The 25,274-nt window shown below is 70.5% G+C and carries 20 protein-coding genes and 1 pseudogene; 18 read left to right on the top strand and 3 right to left on the bottom strand.

The genetic code is table 11. The features are described 5' to 3' along the window. Nucleotides 1-70: 70 nt before the first annotated feature. From car to ACFY1H_RS36105, 7 genes and pseudogenes are all read left to right on the top strand, one after another. Nucleotides 71-3,565 carry a carboxylic acid reductase gene (gene car, locus ACFY1H_RS36135; protein ID WP_386954034.1) on the top strand — a complete coding sequence of 1,165 codons (3,495 nt, stop codon included), beginning with the start codon at nucleotides 71-73 and terminating at the stop codon, nucleotides 3,563-3,565. Between the two features lie 198 nt (nucleotides 3,566-3,763). Continuing rightward, nucleotides 3,764-4,702 (top strand): epoxide hydrolase family protein, encoded by a 939-nt coding sequence (locus tag ACFY1H_RS36130; RefSeq protein WP_386954031.1) that lies wholly within the window; start codon nucleotides 3,764-3,766, stop codon nucleotides 4,700-4,702. 39 nt (nucleotides 4,703-4,741) lie between these two features. After that, nucleotides 4,742-5,059 carry a hypothetical protein gene (locus ACFY1H_RS36125; RefSeq protein ID WP_386954028.1) on the top strand — a complete coding sequence of 106 codons (318 nt, stop codon included), beginning with the start codon at nucleotides 4,742-4,744 and terminating at the stop codon, nucleotides 5,057-5,059. A 14-nt stretch (nucleotides 5,060-5,073) separates the two neighbouring features. Continuing rightward, nucleotides 5,074-6,015: an aldo/keto reductase gene (locus tag ACFY1H_RS36120; protein ID WP_366588396.1), complete on the top strand. Its 942-nt coding sequence runs from the start codon at nucleotides 5,074-5,076 to the stop codon at nucleotides 6,013-6,015. A 1-nt stretch (nucleotide 6,016) separates the two neighbouring features. Continuing rightward, the gene (locus ACFY1H_RS36115; RefSeq protein ID WP_386954025.1) at nucleotides 6,017-8,665 is read left to right on the top strand and encodes an ATP-binding protein; all 2,649 of its coding nucleotides are present in this window, start codon (nucleotides 6,017-6,019) and stop codon (nucleotides 8,663-8,665) included. 78 nt (nucleotides 8,666-8,743) lie between these two features. Next, a pseudogene (locus ACFY1H_RS36110) lies at nucleotides 8,744-9,232 on the top strand (alpha/beta fold hydrolase); the annotation flags it as partial. 66 nt (nucleotides 9,233-9,298) lie between these two features. Beyond that, nucleotides 9,299-9,520, top strand: a complete 222-nt coding sequence (locus ACFY1H_RS36105; RefSeq protein ID WP_366588454.1) for a hypothetical protein — start codon at nucleotides 9,299-9,301, stop codon at nucleotides 9,518-9,520. A 68-nt stretch (nucleotides 9,521-9,588) separates the two neighbouring features. Here the strand turns inward: ACFY1H_RS36105 and ACFY1H_RS36100 are convergent, their stop codons facing one another. Further along, complete coding sequence (locus ACFY1H_RS36100) at nucleotides 9,589-10,776, bottom strand: Cys-Gln thioester bond-forming surface protein (protein WP_386954022.1); 1,188 nt, start codon at nucleotides 10,774-10,776, stop codon at nucleotides 9,589-9,591. Nucleotides 10,777-11,066: 290 nt separating this feature from the next. On the opposite strand from ACFY1H_RS36100, the gene ACFY1H_RS36095 reads away from it, so the two are divergent. The 5 genes from ACFY1H_RS36095 to argG all read left to right on the top strand — a co-directional run bounded on the left by ACFY1H_RS36095 (nucleotide 11,067) and on the right by argG (nucleotide 17,393). After that, complete coding sequence (locus tag ACFY1H_RS36095; protein ID WP_366588402.1) at nucleotides 11,067-11,591, top strand: PadR family transcriptional regulator; 525 nt, start codon at nucleotides 11,067-11,069, stop codon at nucleotides 11,589-11,591. Next, a complete protein-coding gene (locus tag ACFY1H_RS36090; protein WP_366588404.1) occupies nucleotides 11,588-12,268 on the top strand; it encodes an ABC transporter ATP-binding protein in 681 nt (226 codons plus the stop codon). The genes ACFY1H_RS36095 and ACFY1H_RS36090 overlap by 4 nt, the downstream gene beginning before the upstream one ends. Continuing rightward, on the top strand, nucleotides 12,265-14,535 hold the full coding sequence (locus tag ACFY1H_RS36085) for an FtsX-like permease family protein (protein WP_386954018.1): 2,271 nt from the start codon (nucleotides 12,265-12,267) through the stop codon (nucleotides 14,533-14,535). The genes ACFY1H_RS36090 and ACFY1H_RS36085 overlap by 4 nt, the downstream gene beginning before the upstream one ends. A gap of 128 nt (nucleotides 14,536-14,663) precedes the next feature. Further along, entirely contained in the window at nucleotides 14,664-15,431 is a 768-nt protein-coding gene (locus ACFY1H_RS36080; RefSeq protein ID WP_366588408.1) for an NPP1 family protein, read from the top strand. Nucleotides 15,432-15,944: 513 nt separating this feature from the next. Further along, nucleotides 15,945-17,393, top strand: coding sequence for an argininosuccinate synthase (gene argG / locus ACFY1H_RS36075; RefSeq protein ID WP_366588410.1), 1,449 nt, complete (start codon nucleotides 15,945-15,947; stop codon nucleotides 17,391-17,393). Between the two features lie 118 nt (nucleotides 17,394-17,511). On the opposite strand, the gene ACFY1H_RS36070 is transcribed toward argG, so the two are convergent. Further along, nucleotides 17,512-18,333 carry a helix-turn-helix transcriptional regulator gene (locus ACFY1H_RS36070; protein ID WP_386954015.1) on the bottom strand — a complete coding sequence of 274 codons (822 nt, stop codon included), beginning with the start codon at nucleotides 18,331-18,333 and terminating at the stop codon, nucleotides 17,512-17,514. 501 nt (nucleotides 18,334-18,834) lie between these two features. Here ACFY1H_RS36070 and ACFY1H_RS36065 point away from each other — a divergent pair. Continuing rightward, entirely contained in the window at nucleotides 18,835-19,224 is a 390-nt protein-coding gene (locus tag ACFY1H_RS36065) for an aldehyde dehydrogenase family protein (protein WP_386954012.1), read from the top strand. 508 nt (nucleotides 19,225-19,732) lie between these two features. Here the strand turns inward: ACFY1H_RS36065 and ACFY1H_RS36060 are convergent. After that, nucleotides 19,733-20,338: an XRE family transcriptional regulator gene (locus ACFY1H_RS36060; RefSeq protein WP_366588418.1), complete on the bottom strand. Its 606-nt coding sequence runs from the start codon at nucleotides 20,336-20,338 to the stop codon at nucleotides 19,733-19,735. 375 nt (nucleotides 20,339-20,713) lie between these two features. Here ACFY1H_RS36060 and ACFY1H_RS36055 point away from each other — a divergent pair, with 375 nt between their 5' ends. Genes ACFY1H_RS36055 through ACFY1H_RS36035 form a run of 5 tightly spaced genes read left to right on the top strand, consistent with a single transcriptional unit; the run spans nucleotide 20,714 to nucleotide 25,269 of the window. Further along, entirely contained in the window at nucleotides 20,714-21,859 is a 1,146-nt protein-coding gene (locus ACFY1H_RS36055; protein ID WP_386954008.1) for an ABC transporter substrate-binding protein, read from the top strand. A 24-nt stretch (nucleotides 21,860-21,883) separates the two neighbouring features. After that, nucleotides 21,884-22,738: a branched-chain amino acid ABC transporter permease gene (locus ACFY1H_RS36050; protein ID WP_386954005.1), complete on the top strand. Its 855-nt coding sequence runs from the start codon at nucleotides 21,884-21,886 to the stop codon at nucleotides 22,736-22,738. Next, on the top strand, nucleotides 22,735-23,772 hold the full coding sequence (locus ACFY1H_RS36045) for a branched-chain amino acid ABC transporter permease (protein WP_386954002.1): 1,038 nt from the start codon (nucleotides 22,735-22,737) through the stop codon (nucleotides 23,770-23,772). The genes ACFY1H_RS36050 and ACFY1H_RS36045 overlap by 4 nt, the downstream gene beginning before the upstream one ends. Further along, the gene (locus ACFY1H_RS36040) at nucleotides 23,765-24,568 is read left to right on the top strand and encodes an ABC transporter ATP-binding protein (RefSeq protein ID WP_386953999.1); all 804 of its coding nucleotides are present in this window, start codon (nucleotides 23,765-23,767) and stop codon (nucleotides 24,566-24,568) included. Before ACFY1H_RS36045 ends, ACFY1H_RS36040 begins: the two co-directional genes overlap by 8 nt. Next, nucleotides 24,565-25,269 carry an ABC transporter ATP-binding protein gene (locus ACFY1H_RS36035; RefSeq protein WP_366588428.1) on the top strand — a complete coding sequence of 235 codons (705 nt, stop codon included), beginning with the start codon at nucleotides 24,565-24,567 and terminating at the stop codon, nucleotides 25,267-25,269. Before ACFY1H_RS36040 ends, ACFY1H_RS36035 begins: the two co-directional genes overlap by 4 nt. Nucleotides 25,270-25,274: the final 5 nt, after the last annotated feature.

The raw sequence follows: 25,274 nt of genomic DNA, 5'->3' as shown, positions 1-25,274 counted from the left end.
AAACAACTAGCCCAAAAGGAGCCGACGGCGCCTCCCGCTGGACGAACGCCGACCCAGGGAGGGCTGAGCATTGGCGACCCCGCCGACCGAGATCACCAGTACCGAGCACCGCGTCGAGGAACTACTGGCCGCTGAGCCGCAGCTGCGGGGCGCCGCCCCCGACACCCGGGTCGACGAGGCGATCCGACGACCGGGGCTGTCGCTGGTCGAGCTGATCGAAACGGTGATGACGGGGTACGCCGAGCGCGCCGCCTTCGCCGAACGGGCCACGGAGGCGGTGACCGACCCGGCGACCGGCCGCACCACCCGCCGGCTGCTGCCGCGGTTCGACACCGTGACCTATCGCGAAGCCTGGCAGCGCGCGGGCGCCGTCGCGGGCGAGTGGGCCCAGCACGCCGAAATCCCTGTGGCCATCGGCGACTTCGTGGCCACGCTCGGCTTCACGAGCACCGAGTACGCGATCATCGACCTCGCCTGCGTCCGCGCCGGCGTGGTGTCGGTGCCGCTGCAGGCCGGCGCGACGGCGGGCACGCTCAAGCCGATCCTCGCCGAGACCGGGCCGAAGCTCCTGGCGTCCAACGTGGACAACCTCGAGACCGCCGTCGACCTCGTGCTCGACAGCGCGACCGTGCGCCGCCTGGTGGTGTTCGACTACCACTCCGACGTCGACGCCGAGCGCGAGAAGTTCGAGGCCGCCCAGGCACGGCTCGCCTCGGCCGACAGCCCGATCGTCATCGAGCCGCTGAGTGCGGTGCTCGAACGCGGCGCCGCCGCGCCGCCGGCGTTGGACGCGGACCCGGATCGCCTGTCGCTGCTCATCTACACCTCGGGCAGCACCGGCACGCCCAAGGGGGCGATGTACACCGACCGGCTCATCGCCAACCTGTGGCACGGGCTCTTCCGCGAACGGCCTTCGTTCCCGTTGGTGGACCTCAACTTCATGCCGCTCAGCCACGTGATGGGCCGCGCCTTGCTGGTGGATATCCTGGCCAAGGGCGGTACGGTCCACTTTGCCGCGAAGAGTGACCTGTCCACGTTGTTCGAGGACATCGCGCTGACGCGCCCCACCCAGACGGTGATGGTGCCGCGCATCTGCGACATGATCTTCCACCACTACCAGAGTGAGCTCGACCGCCGCGCGCTGGGCGCCGGCTACTCGGCCGAGCTGGAAGCCGAGGTCAAGCTCGACCTGCGCACGAGCTTCCTGGGCGGGCGGATGGTGTGGGCCGGCTCCGGTTCCGCGCCGCTGTCGGCCGAGATGCAGGCCTTCATCGAGTCGGTGCTCGGCCTCGAACTGCACGACGGTTACGGATCGACCGAGACCGGCATCGTGCTGTTCGACCACAAGCCGACCCGCCCGGCGGTGCTCGACTACAAGCTCGACGACGTGCCGGAGCTCGGTTACTTCTCCACGGACTCCCCGCACCCGCGCGGGGAACTGCTGGTCAAGGCGACGAGCCTGGTGCCCGGCTACTACAAGCGCCCCGACGCCACGGCGGAGGTGTTCGACGAGGACGGCTACTACCGCACAGGCGACATCATGGTCGAGACCGCCCCGGAAACGCTGTTCTACATCGACCGGCGCAAGAACGTGCTGAAGCTGTCGCAGGGCGAGTTCGTGGCCGTGTCGCGTTTGGAGGCCGAATTCGCGGCCGCGCCGGCGATCCGCCAGATCTACCTCTACGGCAGCAGCGAGCGCGCGTACCTGCTCGCGGTGATCGTGCCGACGGCGGAGGCGCTGGAAGCGTTTGGCGACGAGGAAAAGCTCAAGGTGCAGCTGAGCGAATCGCTGCAGAGCATCGCGAAGGAGTCCGACCTCAACTCGTACGAGATCCCGCGGGACTTCCTCGTGGAGACCGAGCCGTTCAGTCCCGAAAACGGGCTGCTCACCGGAATCCGCAAGCTGTCGCGGCCGAAGCTCAAGGAGCACTACGGCGAGCGGCTCGAACGGCTCTACCGCGAGATCGCCGAGCGCGAGTCGAGCGAGCTGCGCGAACTGCGGCAGGCCGGGCGTTCGCAGCCGGTGTTCGACACGGTCGTGCGGGCGGCGCAGGCGCTGCTCGGCGCGTCTTCGGGCGAGTTGAGGCCTGAGGCACACTTCGTGGAGCTGGGCGGCGACTCACTGTCGGCGCTTACGTTCTCCAACCTGCTGCGGGAGATCTTCGACGTCGAGGTGCCGGTCGGGGTCGTGATCAGCCCGGCGACGGACCTGCGCAAGCTCGCTTCGTACATCGAGGACGCGCGCGCGTCGGGTGCCAAGCGGCCCACCTTCGCCAACGTGCACGGCGCGGGCAGCACCGAGGCCCGCGCCGACGCGCTCACGCTCGACAAGTTCCTCGACGCGGCCACGCTCGAGGGCGCGTCGACGCTGGCGCGCCCCACCGGCACCGTCGGCACGGTGCTGCTGACCGGCGCCAACGGTTACCTCGGCCGGTTCCTGTGCCTGGAGTGGCTGGAACGCCTGGCCGAATCGGGCGGCCGGCTCGTCTGCATCGTCCGCGGCCGCTCCGCCGAAGCGGCGCGCAAGCGGCTCGAGGACGCGTTCGACAGCGGCGACATCAAGCTGCTGCGCCACTTCCGCGACCTGGCCGCCGACCACCTGGAGGTGCTGGCGGGCGACATCGGTGAGCCGGACCTCGGCCTCGACGAGACGACCTGGCGGCGGCTGGCCGACACCGTCGACCTCATCGTGCACCCGGCCGCGCTGGTGAACCACGTGCTGCCCTACGACCAGCTGTTCGGCCCCAACGTGGTGGGCACCGCGGAGCTGATCCGGATGGCGTTGACGGCGCGGATGAAGCCGATCACGTATCTGTCCACAGTGGCCGTGATCTCCGACCAGGCGTCCTCGGCCGACGAGGTGTCGGACATCCGCGAGACGAGCCCCGTGCGCGTGCTCGACGACGGTTACGCCAACGGCTACGCCACCAGCAAGTGGGCCGGTGAGGTGCTGCTGCGCGAGGCCAACGACGCCTTCGGCCTGCCCGTCGCCACGTTCCGCTCCGACATGATCCTCGCGCACAGCCGGTACTCCGGCCAGCTCAACGTGCCGGACATGTTCACGCGGCTGCTGCTCAGCCTCATCGTCACGGGCATCGCGCCGGGTTCCTTCTACTCTTCGCCGGCACCCGCCCACTACGACGGCCTGCCCGCCGACTTCACCGCCGAGGCCATCACCACCCTCGGCACCCAGGCGACCGAGGGCTACCGCACCTACAACGTCCTCAACCCCCACGAGGACGGCGTTTCGCTCGACACGTATGTCGACTGGCTCGTGGCGGCCGGGTATCCGATCAAGCGCATCGACGACTACGCCGAATGGTTCGCCCGCTTCGAGACGGCCATCCGCGGGTTGCCGGAAAAGCAGAAGCAGCACTCGTTGCTGCCGCTGCTGCACGCGTTCTCCGCTGCGGCCGAACCGGTCGACGGCGCCGGCATCCCGACCGAGCGCTTCCGCTCGGCGGTGCAGGACGCCGGCATCGGCGCGGACAAGGACATCCCGCACGTGACGGCGGAGCTGATCCGGAAGTACGCGGCGGATCTGGCGCAGCTCGGCCTGATCTGAGATTCTCTTGCCCGGCGCCGGGGAGACTCGGTGCCGGGCAAGAACTCCGTAATATCCACCCACGGATAACGCCAGAAAAACAACGGAACTCGCCATCTTTCCTCGGCGGGATGCGGGCGCTGGCCGCGATGATCAAGAACGGCTAGCGTCGGAAACGGCCGTCCGGGCCGCATTCTTTCCCGTCGAGGAGAAACAGTGATGTCCGAGAACACGTCCGAGCATTCGCGGCGTCGGTTCCTCGCCACGTCGGCGGGGGCGCTGGCCGTCGCGGCCAGTGCGTCGACGCTGCTGTCCGCGCCCGCGAACGCGGTGACCACCACCGCTGCGCCCAGCGCCATCCGCCGCTTCCGCATCAACGTGCCGCAACGCGACCTCACCGATCTCCGCAACCGGCTGCACGCCACGCGATGGCCGACACGGGAGACTGTCGCCGACGATTCGCAGGGCTTGCAGCTCCAACGCGTCCAGGATCTCGTGAAGTACTGGACCACCCGTTACGATTGGCGCAAGGTCGAGGCGAAGCTCAATTCACTCCCCCAGTTCATCACGGAAATCGACGGCCTCGACATCCACTTCCTGCACATCCGCTCGAAGCACGAGAACGCGCTGCCCATCGTCATCACCCACGGCTGGCCGGGCTCGGTCCTCGAAATGCTCAAGGTCATCGGGCCTCTCACCGACCCGACGCGCCACGGCTGCAGTGCGGCCGACGCGTTCCACGTCGTCATCCCCTCGATGCCTGGCTACGGTTTCTCGGGCAAGCCGACCGCCACCGGCTGGGGCCCGGCACGGATCGCACGGGCGTGGGATGTCCTGATGAAACGCCTGGGCTACCACGAGTACGTCTCGCAAGGCGGCGACTGGGGTTCGGTCGTCTCCGACGTGCTCGCGGCGCAGAAGCCCGCCGGGCTGCTCGGCATCCACGTGAACATGCCGGCGACCGTGCCGCCCGAGATCGCGAAGATCCTCACCGACGGTGGCCCCGCGCCGGCGGGTCTGTCCACTGAGGAGCATGCCGCGTTCGACTCCCTCAACGCCCTCTACACGCGCGGCTCCGGCTACTCCGCGATGATGGTCACGCGCCCGGAGACCGTGGGCTTCGGACTGGCCGACTCGCCCGCGGGCCTCGCCGCGTAGATGTACGACAAGTTCGCCGCCTGGACGTACAGTGCTGATGTGCCCGAGAAGGTGCTCACCCGCGACGAGATGCTCGACGACATCACCCTCTACTGGGTCACCAACACCGCCGTGTCGTCGGCGCAGCTCTACTGGGAGAACAACGCGAACAACTTCAACGCCGTCGACGTCTCGATCCCGGCCGCGATCACCGTGTTCCCCGGCGAGCTCTACCGCGCGCCGCGCAGCTGGGCCGAGCGCGCCTACCACGACCTGCGCTACTACAACCAGGTCGACAACGGCGGCCACTTCGCCGCGTGGGAGCAGCCGGAGCTGTTCTCGAAAGAACTTCGGGCGGCGTTCCGGTTCCTCCGCTGATTACACTCGCGCGGGTGGACACGATCACCGCCCCCGCGCCCCCGGCGTGGTACGGCTGCATGGGTCTCGGCGGCAGCTGGGACCCGGCGCCGTACGCGCCCGCCGACGTCGATGCCGCCGAGGCGGCGATCACCGCCGCGCTGGACATCGGCGTGACCGCCTTCGACCACGCGGACATCTACCGCCACGGCAAGGCGGAGGCCGTGTTCGGGGAGGTGCTCGCGCGCACGCCGGGGCTGCGGGAGCGGATCGTGCTCCAGACCAAGTGCGGGATCCGGCTCGACGGCGGCTTCTACGACCTGCGCGGCGCCGGCATCGTCGCCCGCCTGGAGCAGAGCCTCGAACGGCTGCGCACCGAATACGTCGACGTGCTGCTCCTGCACCGGCCCGACCCGCTGGCGGATCTCGGCGAGGTCGCCGAGGCGTTGCACCGCCTGCGTGAGGACGGGCTGGTCCGGCACTTCGGCGTGTCCAACATGAGCGCCGCGCAGATCGCCGCGTTGCGGTCGCGGGTGGACTTTCCCTTGGTGGCCAACCAGCTGGAGATGAGCCTCGCACGCCGGGATTGGGTCGAGTCGGGTGTGCTCGTGAACACCTCGGCGGCCGCTGCCAACGGCTTTCCCCACGGCACCCTCGAATACTGCGTGGAGCACGGGATCCAGCTCCAGTCCTGGGGTTCCCTGGCTCAGGGTGTCTACACGGGACGCCAGGCCACTCCGGTCGAGGAGGCGACGGCCCAGCTGGTGAAGGAACTGGCTGCCCACCACGACACCACGCCGGAGACCATCGTCCTCTGGTGGCTGATGCGACACCCGGCGCGGATCGCCCCGGTGCTCGGCAGTACCCGGCCCGAACGCATCCGCGCCTGCGGTGACGCGGTGAACCGCGAACCGGCGCTCACGCACGAAGAGTGGTACCGCCTGTGGATCACCGCCCGCGACGAGCCGTTGCCCTGACGTGGCCGAGGAGAGGAGTTCAGTCCTGTTCGGACGGGAGCTGGAGCAGAAACGCCTGGCGGAGCTGGTCGACGGCGTCGGCGAGCGCGGCGGGGCGTTGCTGGTGCGGGGCGAACCGGGCGTCGGCAAGTCGGCTCTGGTCGCTACCGTCCGCCGGCAGCTCGGCCCCTCGCGCACGACGATCCTGACCGCGACCGGCGCCGAGCCCGAGCAGCACCTCCCCTACGCGGGCCTCAACCAGCTCCTCTACCCCCTCCGCGACGCCACCACCGAGCTGCCCGCCACCCAGCGCGCAGCTCTGCGCACCGCCCTCGGCCTCGTCGACGGCGCTGCGCCGGAGAGCTACCTGGTCGGCCTCGCCGTGCTCAACCTGCTCAGCGAAGCAGCCGCCGCCACCCCGTTGGTCCTGCTGCTGGACGACGTCCACTGGCTCGACCGCGCGACCCAGGACGTGCTCGCCTTCGTCGCCCGCCGGGTCGAGTCCGAGCCCGTCGTCCTGATCGCGACGGCCCGCGACGACGAACCCACCCGCCTCGACGACCTTCCCTCCCTCACACTGCGCCCCTTGCCGCCGGACGACGCCGAGGAGCTCCTCGACCACGTCGCCCCGGACCTCGCCCCGGACGCCCGCGCACGGATTCTCCGGGAAGCCGCCGGCAAACCCCTCGCGCTCACCGAACTGCCCGCCGCCCGGACCGGCCCGCTGGACCATGCCTTCGCCGCCCGCGTCGCCGAGCTGCCGGAGGCGACGCGCACGAGCCTCCTCGTCGCCGCCCTCAACGACAGCACCTCCCTCGCCGAGACCCTCAAGGCCACCGGCGCCGACGCGCTCGGGCCGGCCGCTGGGCTGGTCGAGGTGGCCGCGACGACCATCACGTTCCGGCACGCGCTGACCCGCGCCGCCATCGTCCGCTCGGCGACACCCGCCGCTCGTCGCGCCGCGCACCACGCGTTGGCCGCGACGTTGACCGAGCCTGGACGGCGAGCCTGGCACCGTGCGGCGGCGGCGACCGGGACGGACGAGACCGTCGCGGCCGAGCTGGAAGCGGCGGCGGGTGACGCCCGGCGCCGGGGTGGCGTCGCGGCCGCGATCTCGGCGCTGGAGGAGGCCGCCCGCCTCAGCGAGACCGACGCGCGGCGCGCCGATCGGCTGCTCCGAGCCGCCGACCTCGCCGTCGAATCCGGCCGGCGTGACGTGGTCGACCGGCTGCTGGCGGAAGCGTCCACAATGGACCTCACCCCGCGGCAACGGGCCCTCGTGACCTGGCTGCCGACCGGGTTCGACGACGGGGTTCGCGAAGGCGCCGCCGGTGCGTCCGAGCTGGCGGCGCTCGCGGGCGCCGTGGCGCGCGACAGCGGTCTCGACCTCGCCATGCGGATCTTCTGGAGCACGGCCATGCGGTGCTTCTGGGTCGAACCCGGCGCCGCGGCGCGCGAACGCATCACCGCGATCGCCGGCGAGCTCCCCGTCGACCCGGCCGACCCGCGGATGGTGGCGATCGCGGCCTACGTGACGCCGCTGGCGCGCGGGGCCGAGGTGGTGGCGGCGTTGCGGGAGCTGGCGGACCGAACCACCGACCCGACCGTGATCCGGTTCCTCGGCAGCGCGGCGCTGCAGGTGGGGGCGTTCGACCTCGCGGCCCGGTTCGCCCTGGCGGCGCAGCCGGGTCTCCGCGCCGAAGGCCGCCTCGGCCTGCTGAGCCGCGCGCTGGCCGTGCAGGCCTGGAGCCACGCCCGCCTCGGCGATCTGGCGGCCGCGTTGCCCGCGGCGGAAGAGGCCGGCCGGCTGGCCCACGAGACGCGCCAGCCGTACATGGTCGGCCTGGCCCGGGCCGTGCAGGCGGAGATCGCAGCGTTGCGCGGGGACCACTCACTGGCGGAGAAACTGGCCGCCGAGGCGGAGCGCGTGGGCCTCGCGGCGGGCGCCCGGCCCGTGCTCGCAACGGTGCAGCTCGCCCGAGGTCTCGCCGCTCTCGGCGCCGGCCGGCACGCCGACGCCGTGGCCGCACTCCTGCGCGTCTTCGACCCGGCCGACCCCGCGTACCAGCTGGCGCTGCGCTGTTACGTCCTGCCGGAGCTGACGGACGCGGCCGTCCACTGCGATCGCGCCGACGCGGTGCGGTGCCTGATCACCGCGCTCGGCCAAGCCCCGACGACGTCCCCCGCGCTGCACCACGGCCTGCGCTACGCCCGCGCCGTCCTCGCCTCCGATGAAGAAGCCGAGGACCTGTTCCGCGTGGCCCTGCAAGCCGACCTCACGGGCTGGCCGCTCGAACGCGGACGGCTGCAGCTCGCGTTCGGGGAGTGGCTGCGCCGGCGCCGCCGGGCGGCGGAGTCGCGACCGGTGCTGCGGGCGGCGCGGGAAACGTTCGACGCACTCGGCGTCACCGGGTGGAGCGAACGGGCCGCTCGCGAGCTGCGCGCCGCGGGCGAAGCGACGCCGGACCGCGAGCCGGACGCGCTGGGCGACCTCACGGCGCACGAGCTGAACATCGCGCAGCTGGCCGCGGAGGGCCTGACGAACCGGGAGATCGGGCAGCGGCTGTACCTGTCGCACCGGACCGTGAGCACGCACCTGCACCGGATCTTCCCGAAGCTCGGCATCAGCGCCCGCGGCGAGCTGGGTGCCGCGCTGCGCCGCGAGGGATGACGTACATGCACGGCGTCACCTGACGGGCGCGAAGCCACTCCGCCACTGCCTACCGTCGGCCCCACGAACGGACCGGTCGTGCTCCTGCTGCACGGGTGGCCGTACGACATCCGCAGCTACGTCGACGTCGCGCCCTCGCTGGCGGCTCGGGGTTACCGCGTGATCGTGCCGTACCTGCGCGGCTACGGGACCACGACGTTCCGCTCGGGTCCGACGTTCCGCAATGCCCAGCAGTCCGCTGTCGCCGCCGACGTCATCGCGCTGATGGACGCGCTGGAGATCGCCCGCGCCGTGATCGGCGGCTTCGACTGGGGCTCGCGCACGGCCGGCGCGGTGGCTGCGCTGTGGCCGCGGCGGTGCAAGGCGCCGGTGCTCGTGAGCGGGTACCTCATCACCAACTTGAAGACGCAGAGGCGAAGCTCCAGCAGAGCCCCGCCATCGCCCTGCCCACCATCACCCTCGCGGGCGACTTCGACGGCACCGCCGCCCGCGGCTCGGCCTACCGCAAGCAGTTCACGGGCCCCTACGCCCACCGCGTCCTGCCCGGCATCGGCCACAGCGTCCCGCAGGAAGCGCCTGCGGACTTCACAAAAGCGATCGTGGACGCGGACCACCTCTGAGTACCGTGGCTCCATGGGCCACAAGGGCATCCGCGACGGCGGACCACCGCGCGATCCGGCGTTCCGCCCCGAAGACGTGGTCGGGACGCCGATCCGCAAAGCCGTGATCGAGCTGACCCGCCACGGCTACGTCATCGACACCCCCACTCCCCACGACCGCGCCGCGATCAAGATTCACCGCCGCGTGCGCCTGGTGGCCGAGGAAGGCGTGATCACCGGCGTGGTCGTCGGCTGATCCAGGCAAAACGAAAGCGGGGCCGGTCCACAATGGACCAGCCCCGCTTCTTCGGTCAGCTACAACAATCAGGCGTTGCTACGACGACGGCGCACCAGCACCAGCATCGCGCCGCCGGCCAGGACGAGGGCCGCGCCGATGCCGATGGGCAGGGAGGCGTCCACGCCGGTGTTGGCCAGGGGCGCCGAGCCGCCGGCCGGGGCCGCCGGGGTGGCCGGGGTGCCCGGGGCCGCCGGGGTGGTCGGCGGGGTGACGCCGGCTTCGGCCCAGGTGGCGGTGGCCGAGGTGTCGACCGTGGTCTTCTGCGACTCCGCGACGATCAGCGACTGCGCCGGGTGCTTGGCGTAGTTCTCGCCCACGAACAGGCGGCCGGTGTCGAGGTGGCCGACGGCCTTGAGCGCCAGCTCGGCGGTGCCGGCCTTCGCGTCCTTGGGCACGTCCAGGTACAGCTTGGTGCCGTCCTTGACCTCGCCCTCCGTCACGGCCTTGCCGTCGGCGTCGGTGAGCTTGACGCCGTCGGGCAGCTGCGTGGTGAGGTCGGTGATGTCACCGGTGGTGGCGATGGTGAACGGGCCGATCTTCGTGCCGGCTTCGCCCTTGGCCGAGGCCGGGGTGATGCTCAGCGTCGGCTTCGGCTGCTGGCCGATGCCGACGTTGTCGCTGCCCGTGAGGTAGTCGTACAGGGCGAGCACGTCGGCGCCGTTGTCCGCGTTGCCGTACTGGACGGGCTTGTCGCGGTCCAGCTCCTTGCCGTCGCTGAAGTGCCAGACGGCGGCCTGCGTAGCGGCGATCGCCTCGGCCTGCGAAAGGCCGTCGTGCAGCGTGACGCCCTTCAGCTCGGCCTCGATGCCCTTGAGGTCCTCGGTCGGGAAGCCGTGGTGCAGGACCCAGTTGATCTTCGCGTTGTTCTGGTTGAACGGCGAGTCCGGGTTCGGGTACTTGTCCCACGGCGTCTCGAGCATGTCCTGCTGCTCGTCGATGTTCGTCTCGATCTCGACGCAGTACAGCTTCAGCGTGCTGCCGTCGGAGAGCTTGAGGCCGAACAGGACCGTGTCGTAGTAGTGGTCCTTGCCGTTTTCGTTCAGGTTGACACCGAAACCGTTGGTGAACGCGCCGGGGACGAGGCGCCCGCGGGCCGCGCCGTCTTCAGCCTTCGCGCCGGTGTCCGCGGTGGCGCCCTGAGCGGCCGCCATCAGCGCGACGGCCGCGGCGGCAGCCGCGATCCCGCCTCGCACCAGACCTGACCTGACCTGCATCTGTTCTCCCATCCAAGCCCGAACCAGAAAGTCGGAGCCGCGTGAGAAAACACACCCCGATCACGACGGCCACCAATCAGGTGAGAATCCACCCAGTCAAGCGATGCGGAAGCATACACACAGCTCACATGGCCACTCACGGTGGTCCCCACCACCACGAAGGTCGTCCACCTGGGCGTCACCAAGCCGTTCACGCACCGCCACTGAGCAAATCGGACACACCCCGATCACCTGCGTATACACGCGATGTATATTCTCGATGTATAGCGATCGTCCGAAGGGGACCAGACATGTCAGTGGGGACCACCCTGCTCGCCTTGCTCGAGCCAGGACCGCGGCACGGGTACGACCTGAAACGCGCGTATGACGAACAGTTCGGCCAGGACCGGCCGCTCGCCTACGGGCAGGTCTACGCCACGCTCTCGCGACTGCTCAAGAACGGCCTCGTGGAGGTCGCGGGCGTCGAAGCCGGCGACGGGCCGGAGCGCAAGCGCTACACGATCACCGACGCCGGCATCACCGACGTCGAGCACTGGCTCGCGACGCCGGAGAACCCCGAGCCGTACCTGCAGAACACGCTCTACACCAAGGTCGTGCTCGCGCTGCTGTCCGGACGCAGCGCCACGACCGTGCTCGACGCGCAGCGCGCCAAGCACCTCGACGTGATGCGCGAGCTCACCCGCCGCAAGCGCGACGGCGACCTCGCGACGCAGCTGATCTGCGACCACGCGCTGTTCCACCTCGAAGCCGACCTGCGCTGGCTCGAGCTCACGGCCGCGCGCCTCGACGAGCTGGCGAGCGAGGTGCGGTCATGACGGAACCCCTGCTCGTCGCCGACGGTGTGGAGAAGGCGTTCGGCCCGACGCAGGCGCTGCGCGGCGCCGGCGTGTCCGTCGCGGCCGGCGAGGTGCTCGCGATCATGGGCCCGTCGGGCTCGGGCAAGTCGACGCTGCTGCACTGCCTCGCCGGCATCGTCCGCCCCGACGCCGGCACCATCACCTACGGCGGCCGCGACCTCGTCGCCATGAGCGACCGCGAGCGCAGTGCGTTGCGGCGCACGGAGTTCGGCTTCGTGTTCCAGTTCGGGCAGCTCGTGCCGGAGCTGACGTGCCTGGAGAACGTCGCGCTGCCACTGCGCCTGGCAAAGGTCGGGCGGCGCAAGGCCGAGGGCGTCGCGCGCGAGTGGCTGGAGCGGCTGCAGGTGTCCGACGTCGCGGACAAGCGCCCGGGCGACGTCTCGGGCGGACAGGGCCAGCGCATCGCCGTGGCCCGCGCGCTCGTGACCCGGCCGAAGGTGGTGTTCGCCGACGAGCCGACGGGCGCGCTCGACTCGCTCAACGGCGAGAAGGTCATGCGCATGTTCACCGAGGCCGCGCGGCAGACCAACGCGGCCGTCGTGCTTGTGACGCACGAAGCGCGCGTCGCCGCGTACTCGGACCACGAGATCGTGGTGCGCGACGGGCGCGTGGCGGATCCGGAGTTCGCGCAGTGATCGCGAACCTTCTTCTCGGCCTCCGGCTGGCCGTCGGGGGCGGCCGGATGTCGGGACAGGCGCTGCTGCGCCTCACGATGACGACGGTGGGCATCGGGCTCGTGGTGGCCGTGCTGCTGCCGGCGGCTTCGGTGAGCTCGGTCGTCGGCGCGCGGGAGGACCGCGCGGCCGCGACCGCGGAGATCACGCAGCCGAAGCCGGGCGTCGACCCGCTGTACGTGGTCGAGTGGTCGGCGATCCGGGGCAACCAGTTCGTGGACCTGCGCTCAGTCGCGGCCGGCGGACCGCAGGCGCCGGTGCCGCCCGGGCTGAGCGCGGTGCCGAAACCGGGTGAGCTCATCGTGTCGCCCGAGCTCGCGCGCCTGCTCGCCGGGCCGGACGGCGCCGGACTGCGGGCCCGCCTCCCCGCGGCGCCGGCGGGCACGATCAGCAAGCCCGGGCTCGTCGACGCCGGCGAGATCACGGCCTGGTACGGCACCACGGTCGCCGACGCGAAGGCGAATCCGGACGTGCGGACGGTCTACGGCTTCGGCGGCGGGCAACCGCCGCGGCTGGCCGTGGCGACGTCGCTGCTCGTCGCGGTGCTGCCGGTGGTGATCGCGCTGCTGCTGCCGTTGCTGATCTTCGTGACGACGGCGTCGCGCATGGGGGCGGCGCAGCGCGACCAGCGGCTGGCTGCGCTGCGGCTGCTGGGCGTGGACGCGCGGCAGATCCGCTGGGTCGCGGCCGGGGAATCGTTGCTGGGCGCGACGATCGGCCTGCTGCTCGGCGTGGCGCTGTTCCTGGCGGTGCGCCCGACGCTCGGGTCGCTCGACCTGTTCGGCTACCGCGTGTTCGGCGAGGACTTCGTGCCGTCGTGGCCGCTCGCGGTGCTGGTGGTCGTGCTCGTGCCGGCGCTGGCCGTCGGCGCGGCACTGTTCGGGCTGCGGCGGACGATCGTGGAGCCGCTCGGCGTGGTGCGCCAGGGCAAGCCCGTGCGACGGCGGATGTGGTGGCGCTGGCTGATCACCGGCGTGGGCGTGCTGCTCGTCGGCACGGCGTACGCGACCGAGCCGGGCCAGGGCAGCGACAGCGTGTTGATCGCGCTCACCGGGGGTTGCGCGTTCCTGCTGGTGGGCGTGACCGTATTGCTGCCGTGGATCGTCGAGGGGATCGCGGGCCGGCTGCGCGGCGGGTCGCCCGCGTGGCAGCTCGCGGTGCGGCGGCTGCAGCTCGACAGCGGCACGCCGAGCCGGGTCGTTTCGGGGCTGGTCGTGGTGGTGGCCGGCAGCATCCTGCTGCAGGTCGTGCTCAACTCCCTGCTCGCGGCGGACGCGGCGGAGGCCAAGGCGGACCACTCGTGGGCGGGCGCGGCGCACGTGAGCGTGAACGCGGACCAGGCGACGGCCGCCGAGGTGCAGCGGCGCGTGTCCGGCCTGGCCGGGCTGCAGGTGGGCACGCTCCGGCAAACGTCCGCCGTCGCCGGTGACCAGTACGCCGCGCTGGAGATCGGGTCGTGCGCCGCGTTGGCCCTGCGGGCCGATCTGCCGTCCTGTGTGGACGGTTCGGTGTTCGCGGTGGGTGACGCGACGGTGCCGACGGGGGCGGTGCGGCTCACCTCGTCCGGTTCGGACGCTGGCGGTCCGATGTGGACTGTCCCGGCCGGGGTGGTGCGGCTGCCGGTGAGCTCGGCCGCGCGCAACCTGGAGGGCATGCTGCTCGTGACCGACGGCGCGCTCGCCGGCGTCCAGGTGCCGGTGCGGGCGCCCACGGTGTACGTCAAGGGCCCCGGGAACACCGCGGCACTGGCCGACCGCGTGGCGGCCACCGTCGCGAACCTGACCTGGCACGTCGAGGTGGACACCGACGAGCCCACGAGCGCGCCGATCGGGGTGCTGGGCACGATCCGGGCGGTGCTGCTCACGGCGTCGCTGTTCGTGCTCGCGGTGGCGGCGCTGAGCCTGCTGATGCTGGCCGTCGAGCAGATCACCGAGCGGCGCCGGGCGTTGGCCGCGCTGGCCGCTTCGGGTGTTCCGCTGGGCGTGCTGGCGCGCAGCTCGTTTGCGCAGACCGCGCTGCCCGTGGTGATCGGGGTGGTGCTGGCGGTTCTCACCGGGACCGGGCTGACGTTGCCGATCCTGCGCGCGGCGGACATCCCGTTGAAGCTCGACGGCGGGCTGATCGCGAGCATGGCGGGCGCGGCCGTCGCGGCGGTGTTCGTCGTGACCGCATGCACGATTCCGCTGCTGCGCCAGGTCACAAAGGTGGAATCTCTGCGCGCGGAGTGAGAGTTCACCGGCTCGAAAGGCCCGCGACCCACCTTCGTCGCGGGCTTTTCGGGTCCAACTCCTTCTCCGCGGGGGCCGGGTACGCCAGCATGATCAACGCCCTGTCCCCATTCGGAAGGTCGACCTTTATGCGAACCTTCAAACGGCTAGGTGCGGTGCTCGGCGCAACCGTGCTGGCGCTGGTGATCCCGGCGGCCGCGGCGTACGCCGATCCCCCGCACAACCTCCCCCAGAACGCCGGCGGCTACGACCAGTCGTTCTCGCCCGCGTACGACTACGACGGCGACGGCTGCTACGCCACCCCCGCCATCGGCCCGGACGGCACCCTCGCCCCCGGACTCAACACCACCGGCGCGGTCAACGGCAGCTGCCGCGACCAGTCCGACCTCGACAACTCCCAGACCTACTCCCGCTCGAAGTGCAACAACGGCTGGTGCGCAGTGGTCTACGCCAGCTACTTCGAGAAGGACCAGGCCGTCGCCGGCAGCGGCCTCGGCGGCCACCGCCACGACTGGGAGCACGTGATCTCCTGGATCAACCAGGCGAGCAACCAGGTCGAGTTCGTGACCACCACGCAGCACAGCAGCCAGGTCACGTACCCCCGCTCGCAAGTGCGGTTCGACGGCAGCCACCCGAAGGTCGTCTACCACAAGGACGGCCTGGGCACGCACTTCTTCCGCCTGGCCAACAACAACGACGAGCCGCCGGAGAACCACTACCACAACTGGCGCTACCCCCCGCTCGTCGGCTACGACGGCTACCCCTCCACCGCCCTGCGCGACAAGCTGATGTCCGCCGACTTCGGCGCGGCCACCATCAAGATCAACGACGCGCGCTACAACGACCTCCTGGCGGCCTCCCTGCCTGCCGGCATCCCGTTCGACCCGCGAGGCTGACGTCTGCGGCTTCACGTTGACGACGGGTGTCATCCTCTTCGTGGGGATGGCACCCGCCTTCGTTCTCATGGTCGACACCAAACCTCGAATGAGCGGCAGTTCAGACGCGGGAGCCGACGTGTCGGTCCACCCTGATGGAGGTCACCTCCCGGCTCGAGGAATGGCACCCGTCCGAGTTCGGAACACAAGGACTGGCGAGTCGTCGTACGCGGCCGGGTCGTCGTCGTGCCCGCACCCGACCTCAAATGCCTTCTGGCGGTCCCGCAGGCCCGGCACAACCCCGACGGGAGTCGACTTGCCGATCAGTCCACTCGGCGGAGCGCTTACCACCCTGGGCGATCCGCAGACGTGACGTCTGCGAGTTTGTCGTGACCGCGGGTGTCATCCTCTTCATGGGGATGGCACCCGTCTTCGCGTGTCGGGCCTGGTCCGCGCGGCCGGCCGGAGCGATCTGCGTCACGACTTGCCGCCCCGGCTATGCACAGTCATACATCCTGATGCATAATCATACCCATGTCCAAGGTGCTCACTTCCCTTCCCGTCGGCGAGCGGGTCGGCATCGCGTTCTCCGGTGGCCTCGACACGTCCGTTGCGGTGGCGTGGATGCGTGACAAAGGCGCCGTGCCGTGCACCTACACGGCCGACATCGGGCAGTACGACGAGCCCGACATCGAGTCGGTGCCGGGGCGGGCGACGACGTACGGCGCGGAGCTCGGGCGGCTGGTCGACTGCAAGGAGGCGCTGGTCGAGGAGGGGCTCGCGGCGCTGACGTGCGGCGCGTTCCACATCCGCTCCGGCGGCCGCAGCTACTTCAACACCACGCCGCTCGGCCGGGCGGTCACCGGCACGCTGCTGGTGCGCGCGATGCTCGAAGACGACGTCCAGATCTGGGGCGACGGCTCCACCTACAAGGGCAACGACATCGAGCGGTTCTACCGCTACGGCCTGCTGGCCAACCCCGCCCTGCGCATCTACAAGCCGTGGCTCGACGCGGACTTCGTGACGGAGCTCGGCGGCCGCAAGGAGATGTCCGAGTGGCTGGTGGCGCACGGGCTGCCCTACCGCGACAGCACCGAGAAGGCCTACTCGACCGACGCCAACATCTGGGGCGCCACCCACGAGGCCAAGTCGCTGGAGCACCTCGACACCGGCATCGAGATCGTCGAGCCGATCATGGGCGTGCGGTTCTGGGACGCGAGCGTCGAGATCGAGCCGGAAGACGTCACCATCGGCTTCGAGCTGGGCCGTCCGGTGTCGATCAACGGCAAGCAGTTCGCGACGTCCGTCGACCTCGTGCTGGAGGCCAACGCGATCGGCGGCCGGCACGGGCTCGGGATGTCCGACCAGATCGAGAACCGCATCATCGAGGCCAAGAGCCGCGGCATCTACGAGGCGCCGGGCATGGCGCTGCTGCACGCGGCGTACGAGCGGCTCGTCAACGCGGTCCACAACGAGGACACCGTCGCCAGCTACCACAACGAGGGCCGCCGCCTCGGCCGGCTCATGTACGAGGGCCGCTGGCTCGACCCGCAGGCCATGATGCTGCGCGAGTCGCTGCAGCGCTGGGTCGGCACGGCCATCACGGGCGAGGTCACGCTCCGCCTGCGCCGCGGCGAGGACTACTCGATCCTCGACACGTCCGGGCCGGCCTTCAGCTACCACCCGGACAAGCTGTCGATGGAACGCACCGAGGACAGTGCGTTCGGCCCGGTCGACCGCATCGGCCAGCTGACCATGCGCAACCTCGACATCGCCGACTCCCGCGCGAAGCTCGAGCAGTACGCCGGCCTCGGCATGGTCGGCAGCGGCTCCCACCCGGCCCTGATCGGCGCCGCCCAGGCCGCCTCCACCGGCCTCATCGGCGCCATGCCCGAGGGCGGCGCCGAAGCCATCGCCTCCCGCGGCAAGACCGACGACGTCTCGCTCCTGGACAACGCGGCCATGGAGTCGGGCACGGACTGACCCGGCCGACACCTCCGGCACCGCGAACGCGCCCCGACCGCCCACAAGCGGCCGGGGCGCGTTCATGTTCGAGCCGCCACCGGCACGGCGCTTCGCCCACCCAGCGGCCGGCGACCCGTCAAAGCTGCTGCGCCCCGATCACCGAAAGCAGCCGCAGCTTCTCGTGGCTTTCCGTGCCCGGCAGGGCCGTGAAGATCAGCAAAGCCTGGTACTGATCGGGGTCCAGCAGGGTCTGGCCGTGGACCTCGATGGCGCCGACCTCCGGGTGCAGCAGCCGCTTCGGCTCGCAGTACGGGCCGAGCACGGGGTGCTCAGCCCACAAAGCCGCGAACTCCGGGCTGCGCGCAGTCAACTCGGCGACCAAAACACCCGCCGGGGAGGAGCGGCCCGTCTCGGCGAACACCTCGGCCAAGCGCGCGACCAGGGTGCGGCTGTGGTGGGGATGATCCTCGACCGGCAACCGCTCACGGGCCGAAGCCGACGTGAACCAGCGGAACACCCGAGCGCGCGAAAGCCCGGTGTACGAAGGCTCGTCACCCAGCAACGCCACCGCGAGCGGCGTCTGGCGCAGGGTCTCCCCCAGCACGTTCTCGATCTGCGCCGGCGTGTCCTGCAGACGGTCGAACACACGCATCAGGGCGGCGTTGATGTGGTCGCCCCGGACGGCGCGCTGGGGCGCGCCGTGGCCCGCGAGGCGGAACAGGTGGTCACGTTCCGCCAGCGTGAGGTGCAGGCCGTGCGCGATCGCGGCCAGGATCTGCTCCGACGGCACCGGGCCGCGCTGCTGTTCGATGCGGCTGTAGTAGTCGCTGGAGACGCCGCTCAACGCGGCCACTTCCTCCCGCCGCAGGCCGCTGGTGCGGCGGCGCGGGCCGACGTCCTCGGGCTGCAGCGCCTCTCGCCGCGCGCGCAGGAATTTCGCCAGTTCGGGCCGGTCCATGCCCGCCGTTCGAACACCACGCTCAGCCATAGACGCCCCGATCATGGCTAACGCTCCGCGACTGCCGGCACTCGTCGAGACTGTGAGCCCTGAATCAACGGTGCAACCATGCTCGACGATCTCGACCCCGGCCAAACAGTCGCCCACATGCCGCTCGGCGCCCTGGAAGGCGCGGACCGGCGCCGTGGCCGCAGCGAACAAAGCCTTCCCGCATGGGCCGTCACCGCATCGAAAAGAACGCGCCCAAACGCTCAAGGCCTCACCCGAGCTCCGCGAACGCAACGACGACCTCGCCCAAGCCGTCTCCGCGGAGATCAGCGCCCCGATCGGCCACGCCTTGGCCGGCCTGCCGCAGCTCGTCGCCAACTCGACCACGGACCTCACTGCCGGCTTCGCCTGGACCGAAACCCTGTGCAATTCCCTCGCCGGACGACACCGAGCTCGTCGGCGTGATCACCCCGTGGAGCTTCCCGTTCCAGCAGCTCATGACAGCTCGCCCCTGTGCTGCCGGCCGGCAACGCGATCGTCGCCAAGCCCGTTGCGACGTCGAGGCCGCTCCTCGCGGCGACCCTCAACGCCGCCGGAATCCCCGACGGCGTCGTCAACCTCGTCTACGGCACCGACCCGATCGTCGGCGAAGCCATCACGAAACACCGCCGCCTCGACATGGTCAGCTTCACCGGCTCCACCGCCGCCGGAACGCTGATTTCGGTGCCGGAAGCCGGAACTGCCAAAGGTCGCGCTCGGTCTCGGCGGCACATCGGCCGGCGTGGTCGTCGACGACTCTGGCCCGCAGCTCGTCGTCGACCGCACGCTCACCACCTCATGGACCAACTGCGGTCAGGTCGGTCCCGCGTGCTCGTCCCCGCGACGAAATCCCGGGCCTGCTGACGAAAGCGACCGGCGCGGCGTGGAGGACAAAGCCTGCGACCGTGCACGCTCGCTCGCCTACTCCGCCGAGAACAAGGCCGTGGCCATCCCGGCAAAGGGCCACGGCCTCATCAGCGCAGCGCCGTGTTCCGGGAACCCGCCCGAGCGTTCGCCGAGGCCCATAGTCTGCCTGCCAGCCGCGCCGGCGCGAACGAAGGCACCTTCCAGCCTGCCTCGTCTTCGCGCGCGCAACCCCCGCGGCGGCAAAGTCCCACCCTCCCGGGGGCTGCCCAAGATCCATTCTACCGGCGCGCACCGACAAAACCTGGCGATCGACCATGTTGTCCACAGCAGACCCGAGTTGTGGACAACTGGCGCTACCACTCACCTTGGGCAGTTACCCGCAGCCCCTCAACGGCAGCGATTTCAGGCCGCCCCGCCACGTAGATTGCGAAGGCCATGTCAACCAAGCCGCAACCCCGCGATGAACGTCGAGTCAATCCAGCAGTGAGTCCACAGTAGACCGAACTCAGAACGTGGGCGGCGTGATCAGCCAAACCGCCTTCAGCGGTTCCCCTTCCCCGACGTGCCAACGGTGCGGCACCGTCGAGTCGAGGTAGATCGCGTCGCCCGCTTCGAGTTTGACCTCGTCGTCGCCGATCCAGAAGATCATCACGCCGGCCAGGACGATGCCGCACTCCTCGCCGACGTGCGAGTGCGGGTGCCCGCCGCTGGTGGCGCCCACGGGGGCCTCGACCCACACCACTTCCATCTGGTGCTGCAGGTCGGGGCTGAGCAGCTCGTTCATGATCCCGGAGCCCGGGTACTGGATGCGTTTGCGTTGCCCGCTCTTGGAAACCGAGTACCGCAACGGGTTCGGCGGCGGCGCCTCGTTGCTGAACAACTCGCCGACGGTGTGGCCGAGCACGTCGGCCAGCCGCTTCAACGCCTCCAGCGACGGGTTCGCGCGCCCGCGCTCCAGCTGGCTGATGTACCCGACGGAAAGCCCGACCGCCTCGGACACCTCCGTGAGCGTGGTCCGGCTCTCGTGCCGCCATTCGCGCAGCTTCGCGCCGATGTGCACGCCCTCCGAAGTGCTGCGCGGCTCGTCGGACTGCTCGGGGGGTGAGGCCATGTGTCGCTCCTGCGCCGGCGGGGGTCGGGGTTGGCGGAACTCGATCGGACGGTGAACCGCCACTCTACAAGTTTTACCCTCAGTTCAACCAGTAAAACCTTAACCGGCCAAACCAAGATCGAAATGGGCGTCGATGTCGATTTCGCAACGACCGTTGCATCCCACGTGACCAGGAGGTATGCCGACGACCAGCGTAAAGATCAACAACCGGAGCCTTGACACTGGACTGAGTTGACAGTAAAAATCTGCACTCACAGTGCGCCTCCTGCGGATCTGGTCCCCGCCGCCGCCGGCGTCGTCGTCTCGAATCATCCGAACCAATGACGCGGAGGAATGATGATGACTTTTGCAAGGCGGCCGCGAAAACTCGCGCTGGTGGCCGCCGTCGCTGCCGCCGCCGCGGTCCTCACCGCGTGCGGCTCGAGCGGATCGAGCAGCGACAGCATCAAGATCGGCGTGCAGTTCGGCCTCACCGGCGCCGACGCCGCGTTCGACGCGGTCTACCAGGATTCCGCCAAGCTCGCCTTCGCCGACCTGACCAAGAACGGCGTCAACGGCCACTCCGTCGAACTGCTCTACGCCGACGACGCGAGCGACCCGGCGACCGCCGTCACGGTGGCGCGCAAGTACATCACGCAGGACAAGGTCTCCGTGCTCTACGGGCCCGCCTTCACGCCCACCGCGTTGTCGACCATGCAGGTCGCGAGCAGCACGAAAACCCCGTTCTACACGCCGGGCAGCATCAACCCGCAGCTGACGAAACCGCTCAACAAGTACACGTTCGCGCCGGCGTTCTCCTCCGACGACGTCGCCGTCGGCATCGCGAAGCTCGTGCACTCCATGGGCGCCAAGAAGGTCGGCATGATGGTGGAATCCGACGCGTACGGCGACGCCGCGCTGTCCGGTGCCAAGGCCGCGCTCGCGAAGTACGGCCTCAACGTCGACGCCACCGAGAAGATCGCCGCCAACGCCACCGACGCGACCAGCCAGGTGCAGGGCCTGAAGGACGCCGGCGTCGACGCGGTGCTGCTCGGCATCACCGCGCCGCCGATGGCCGCGGTGATCAACGCCGAGATCCACCAGGCCACCTACCTGCCGCTGGTCACGTTCGCCGGGTCGAACACCTCACTCGACCAGCTCGCGAAGTCGGACCCGAAGGTGCGCTACTACGCGCTGACCCCGCTCGCTTGTCCCGTCGGGGACCCGTGCACGGCCGACATCATGAAGGCGTGGAAGGCCGAGCACCCGGGCACCGAGCCGATCGTGTGGACCGTGCAGGCCTACGCGGCGGCCAAGGCGTTCATCGCCGGGCTGCGCAACGCCAAGGACACCACGCCCGACGGGCTGGTCACCGGCCTGGAGACGATGAAGCCGTTCTCGACGCCCGAGCTGCCGTGCCCCATCGCGTTCTCCCCGAGCTCGCACAAGGGCAACTCCTGCACCAACTTCTACGGCATCGCCGGCGGCAAGGTCTCGTTCTTCGGCAGCGACACGACCCAGAACCAGCTCACCGCGAACTGACCTTGCCCCAGTGAGGACTGATCGATGGTCACCACCGCCACTTTCGGCACCGGAATCGTCAACGGATTCGCCCTAGCCCTCGTCTCACTCGGTTTCACGCTCGTCTACCGCGCCACCGGTGTGGTCAACTTCGCCAACGGCAGCCAGATGGTGCTCGGCGGCTACGTCGCGTGGGAGCTCGGCTCGCACGGGTTCCCCGCGTGGGTGGTCATGCTCGGCGCCGTCGCCGCGGGTGTCGCGTCGGGTGTGGTCGTGGACCAGATCGCGTTGCGTCCCTTGCGCGGCGCGAGCCTGCTCGCCCAGATCATCGTGCTGATCGCGGTCACCGAGGTCGCCGGCGGGTTGTTCCTGTCGTCGTTCGGGGCCGAGGCCAAGACGATGACGCCGTACGCGGGCCGCTCGCCGATCGTGCCGGGGCTCGGCTGGTCGGCGAGCGACCTGGTGCTCATGGCGGTGAGCCTCGTGCTCGTCGCCGGGCTCACGCTGGTGCTGCGCGGCACGTCGGCCGGCCTGCGGATGCGGCTGGTCGCGAGCAACCGCCTCGGCGCCACGGTCGTCGGCGTGAACCCGGCGCGGGTCTCCACCCTGGCGTGGTGCGTCGGCGGCGGTCTCGCGGCGCTGAGCGGCGCGCTGATCTTCCCGACCTACCTGCTGTCCCCGGACCTCGGGCAGCAGTACACGTTCGACAGCTTCGCCGCGGTGGTCCTCGGCGGGTTCGGCAGCCTGCCGGGCGCCGCCGTCGGCGGGGTGCTGATCGGGGTCGTGCAGTCGGTCGTGTCGGGCGCGATCGGGGCGAGCTACAGCGCGTTCGTCTCGCTCGGCGTGATGCTCGTGATCCTGCTGACGCGGCCGACCGGACTGTTCGGAGCACGCGCATGACCACTGTCAACGTCCCCCGCCGCGTGCGGGCCGCCGTCCGCGATTCCGCGCTGCCGGTGGAGAAGTGGCTCGGCCGGCTGCGCGTGCCGACGCCCACCACGGTGACGTCGCCGGCCGGAGAGAAGCGCTACCTCGGTTCGCTGTGGACCACGGCCGGGGTGGTGCTGGCCGCGGTGATCGTCGCCGTGTGGGCCGACGTCGGCGGCGCGTACATCCAGACCGTGGTGGGGCTGTTCGCCGCGTACCTGGTGTCCGCGCTCGGCTACACGGTCGTGCTCGGGCAGGCCGGCCAGTTCGCTTTCTGCCAGAACGCTTTCATGGCCCTCGGCGCCTACGGGTACGCGGTGTCCGAACCGCGCTTCGGTCCGGTGGGCGGGCTGATCGTCGGCGCGGTCGCGGCCACCGTGGCGGGCACGATCATCGGCGTCGCCATCATCCGCACCCGCGACCTGTACCTGGCGCTGCTCACGCTCGCGTTCTCCCAGGCCGCGCTGCTGGCGATCCAGCTGTGGCCACCCACGCAGGGCGACAACGGGATCCTCGTCGACTTCGGCGGTGATCAGGCCTACCTCGTCGCTGTGGTGTTCGCGGCGGTCGCGCTGATCGTGGTGCAACGCATGACGCGCTCGAAGATCGGCCGCGCGTTCGCCCTCGTGCGCACCGACGAGAAAGCGGCCGCGACGATGGGCGTGAACGTACCGCTGACGCGGATGCTGGCGTTCGCCTTCAGCAGCCTGCTCGGCGGGCTCGGCGGGGTGCTGCTGGGCGCGGTGCTCACGTTCATCACGCCGACGAACTTCACGCTCGAGCTGACGTTGCTGCTGCTCACGATGATCGTGATCGGTGGCGTCGGCAGCGTGTGGGGCACGGTCACCGGCGTGCTGATCATGGTGGTGGTGCAGCAGTTCCTGCCCAGCAGCGGGAGCTTCGGCAGCTACCTCAACGCGGCCCTGCTGTTCGTGATCCTGGTGCTGCGGCCCGGTGGGCTGCGGTCGCTGGTGAACCTGCGTTCGTCGGGTGGCAGCCGTGGCTGACGCGATCCTCGACCTCGACTCCGTGCTCGTCCGCTTCGGCGGCCTGGTCGCGGTGGGCGGCGTGAGCTTCTCCGTGGCGCGCGGCTCGGTCACCGGCCTGGTCGGCCCCAACGGCGCCGGCAAGACCACGCTGTTCAACGCGATCAGCGGCCTCGTGCCGGTGACCGGCGGCTCGATCACCTTGCGGACCACGCGGGGCTCCGCCGACCTGACGCGTGTGGGTGCGTGGCGCCGCGCCGGGCTCGGCATCGGGCGCACGTTCCAGGACTCGCGGCTCGTCGCCGGACTGCCCGTGCTCGACCAGCTGGCCACGGGCGCGTTCGTCGGTCAGCAAAAACGCAGCCGGTTCCTCGGCGCGGTGTTGCGCGGTGGTGGCTTCCTCGCCGACGAGAGACGACTTGTCGACCGGGCCCACGAAGTGCTGGCGCAGCTGAAGATCGAGCACCAGGCCGCGGTGAACGTCGACCTCCTGTCGGCGCCCGAACGACGGCTCGTGGACCTCGGCCGCGCGCTGATGAGCCGGCCGGAGCTCCTGCTGCTCGACGAGATCAGCGCCGGAATGCCTGTGGAGGACAAGGAAATGGTGGCCGACCGCGTGCTCGACTACGTCCGCTCCGCCGGCGCCACGGTGATCTTCGTCGAGCACGACATGGGCTTCGTCCGGCGCGTCGCCGACCGCACGGTGGTGCTCGCCGAGGGCGAGATCCTCGCCGACGGCGGCCCGGAAGAGGTGCTGCGGCGCCCGGACGTGCTCGCGGCCTACATCGGCCCCGGAGCCGAAGGAGCACTGCGATGACGTTCTCCGCGCAGGGGATCCACGCCGGGTACGGGCGGATCCCGGTCGTGCACGACCTCGGCTTCGAGGTCGCCGCGGGCGGCTACCTCGGCATCGTCGGCGCCAACGGCGCGGGCAAGAGCACGCTGCTCAAAGCTCTGTCCGGCGTGGTCGCTCCGCACGCCGGGACCATCCGGCTCGGCGACGAGGACCTCACCGGCGTGCCGGCGTGGGACCGCGCTCGCCGCGGGCTGGCGTTCGTGCCCGAGTCGCGGGAGCTCTTCGGCGAGCTGACCGTGGAAGAACACCTGCACGCGGGGTGCCTGCGGGTGCGCGGCCGGGCGAAGCGCGCAGAGCGGACGGAGTTCGCGTACGAGCTCTTCCCCGTGCTGCGCGATTTGCGCCGCCGCGCGGCCGGTCGCCTTTCCGGTGGCCAGCAGCAGTCGCTGGCCGTCGCGCGGGCGGTGGTGTCCCAGCCGAGGGTGCTGCTGCTCGACGAACCCTCCCTCGGCCTGTCCCCGATCGCGGTCAGCGGGCTCGTCGAGTCGCTGACCCGGCTCGCGCGCACCACGGACATGGCCGTGGTCATCGCCGAGCAGAGCCTCACCGTCGTGCGGGAGCTGTGCGACGACGTGCTGGTGCTCAACCTCGGCCGCGAGGTCGAGCGGGGCCCGGCCGCCGCGGTGCTGACCCGCTCGGTCATCGAGAACGCGTTCCTGTGAAAACT

Origin of the sequence: Amycolatopsis sp. NPDC001319 (assembly GCF_042896185.1) — a bacterium.
Classification (GTDB): domain Bacteria; phylum Actinomycetota; class Actinomycetes; order Mycobacteriales; family Pseudonocardiaceae; genus Amycolatopsis.
This window is presented reverse-complemented; position numbering and strand designations above follow the sequence as displayed.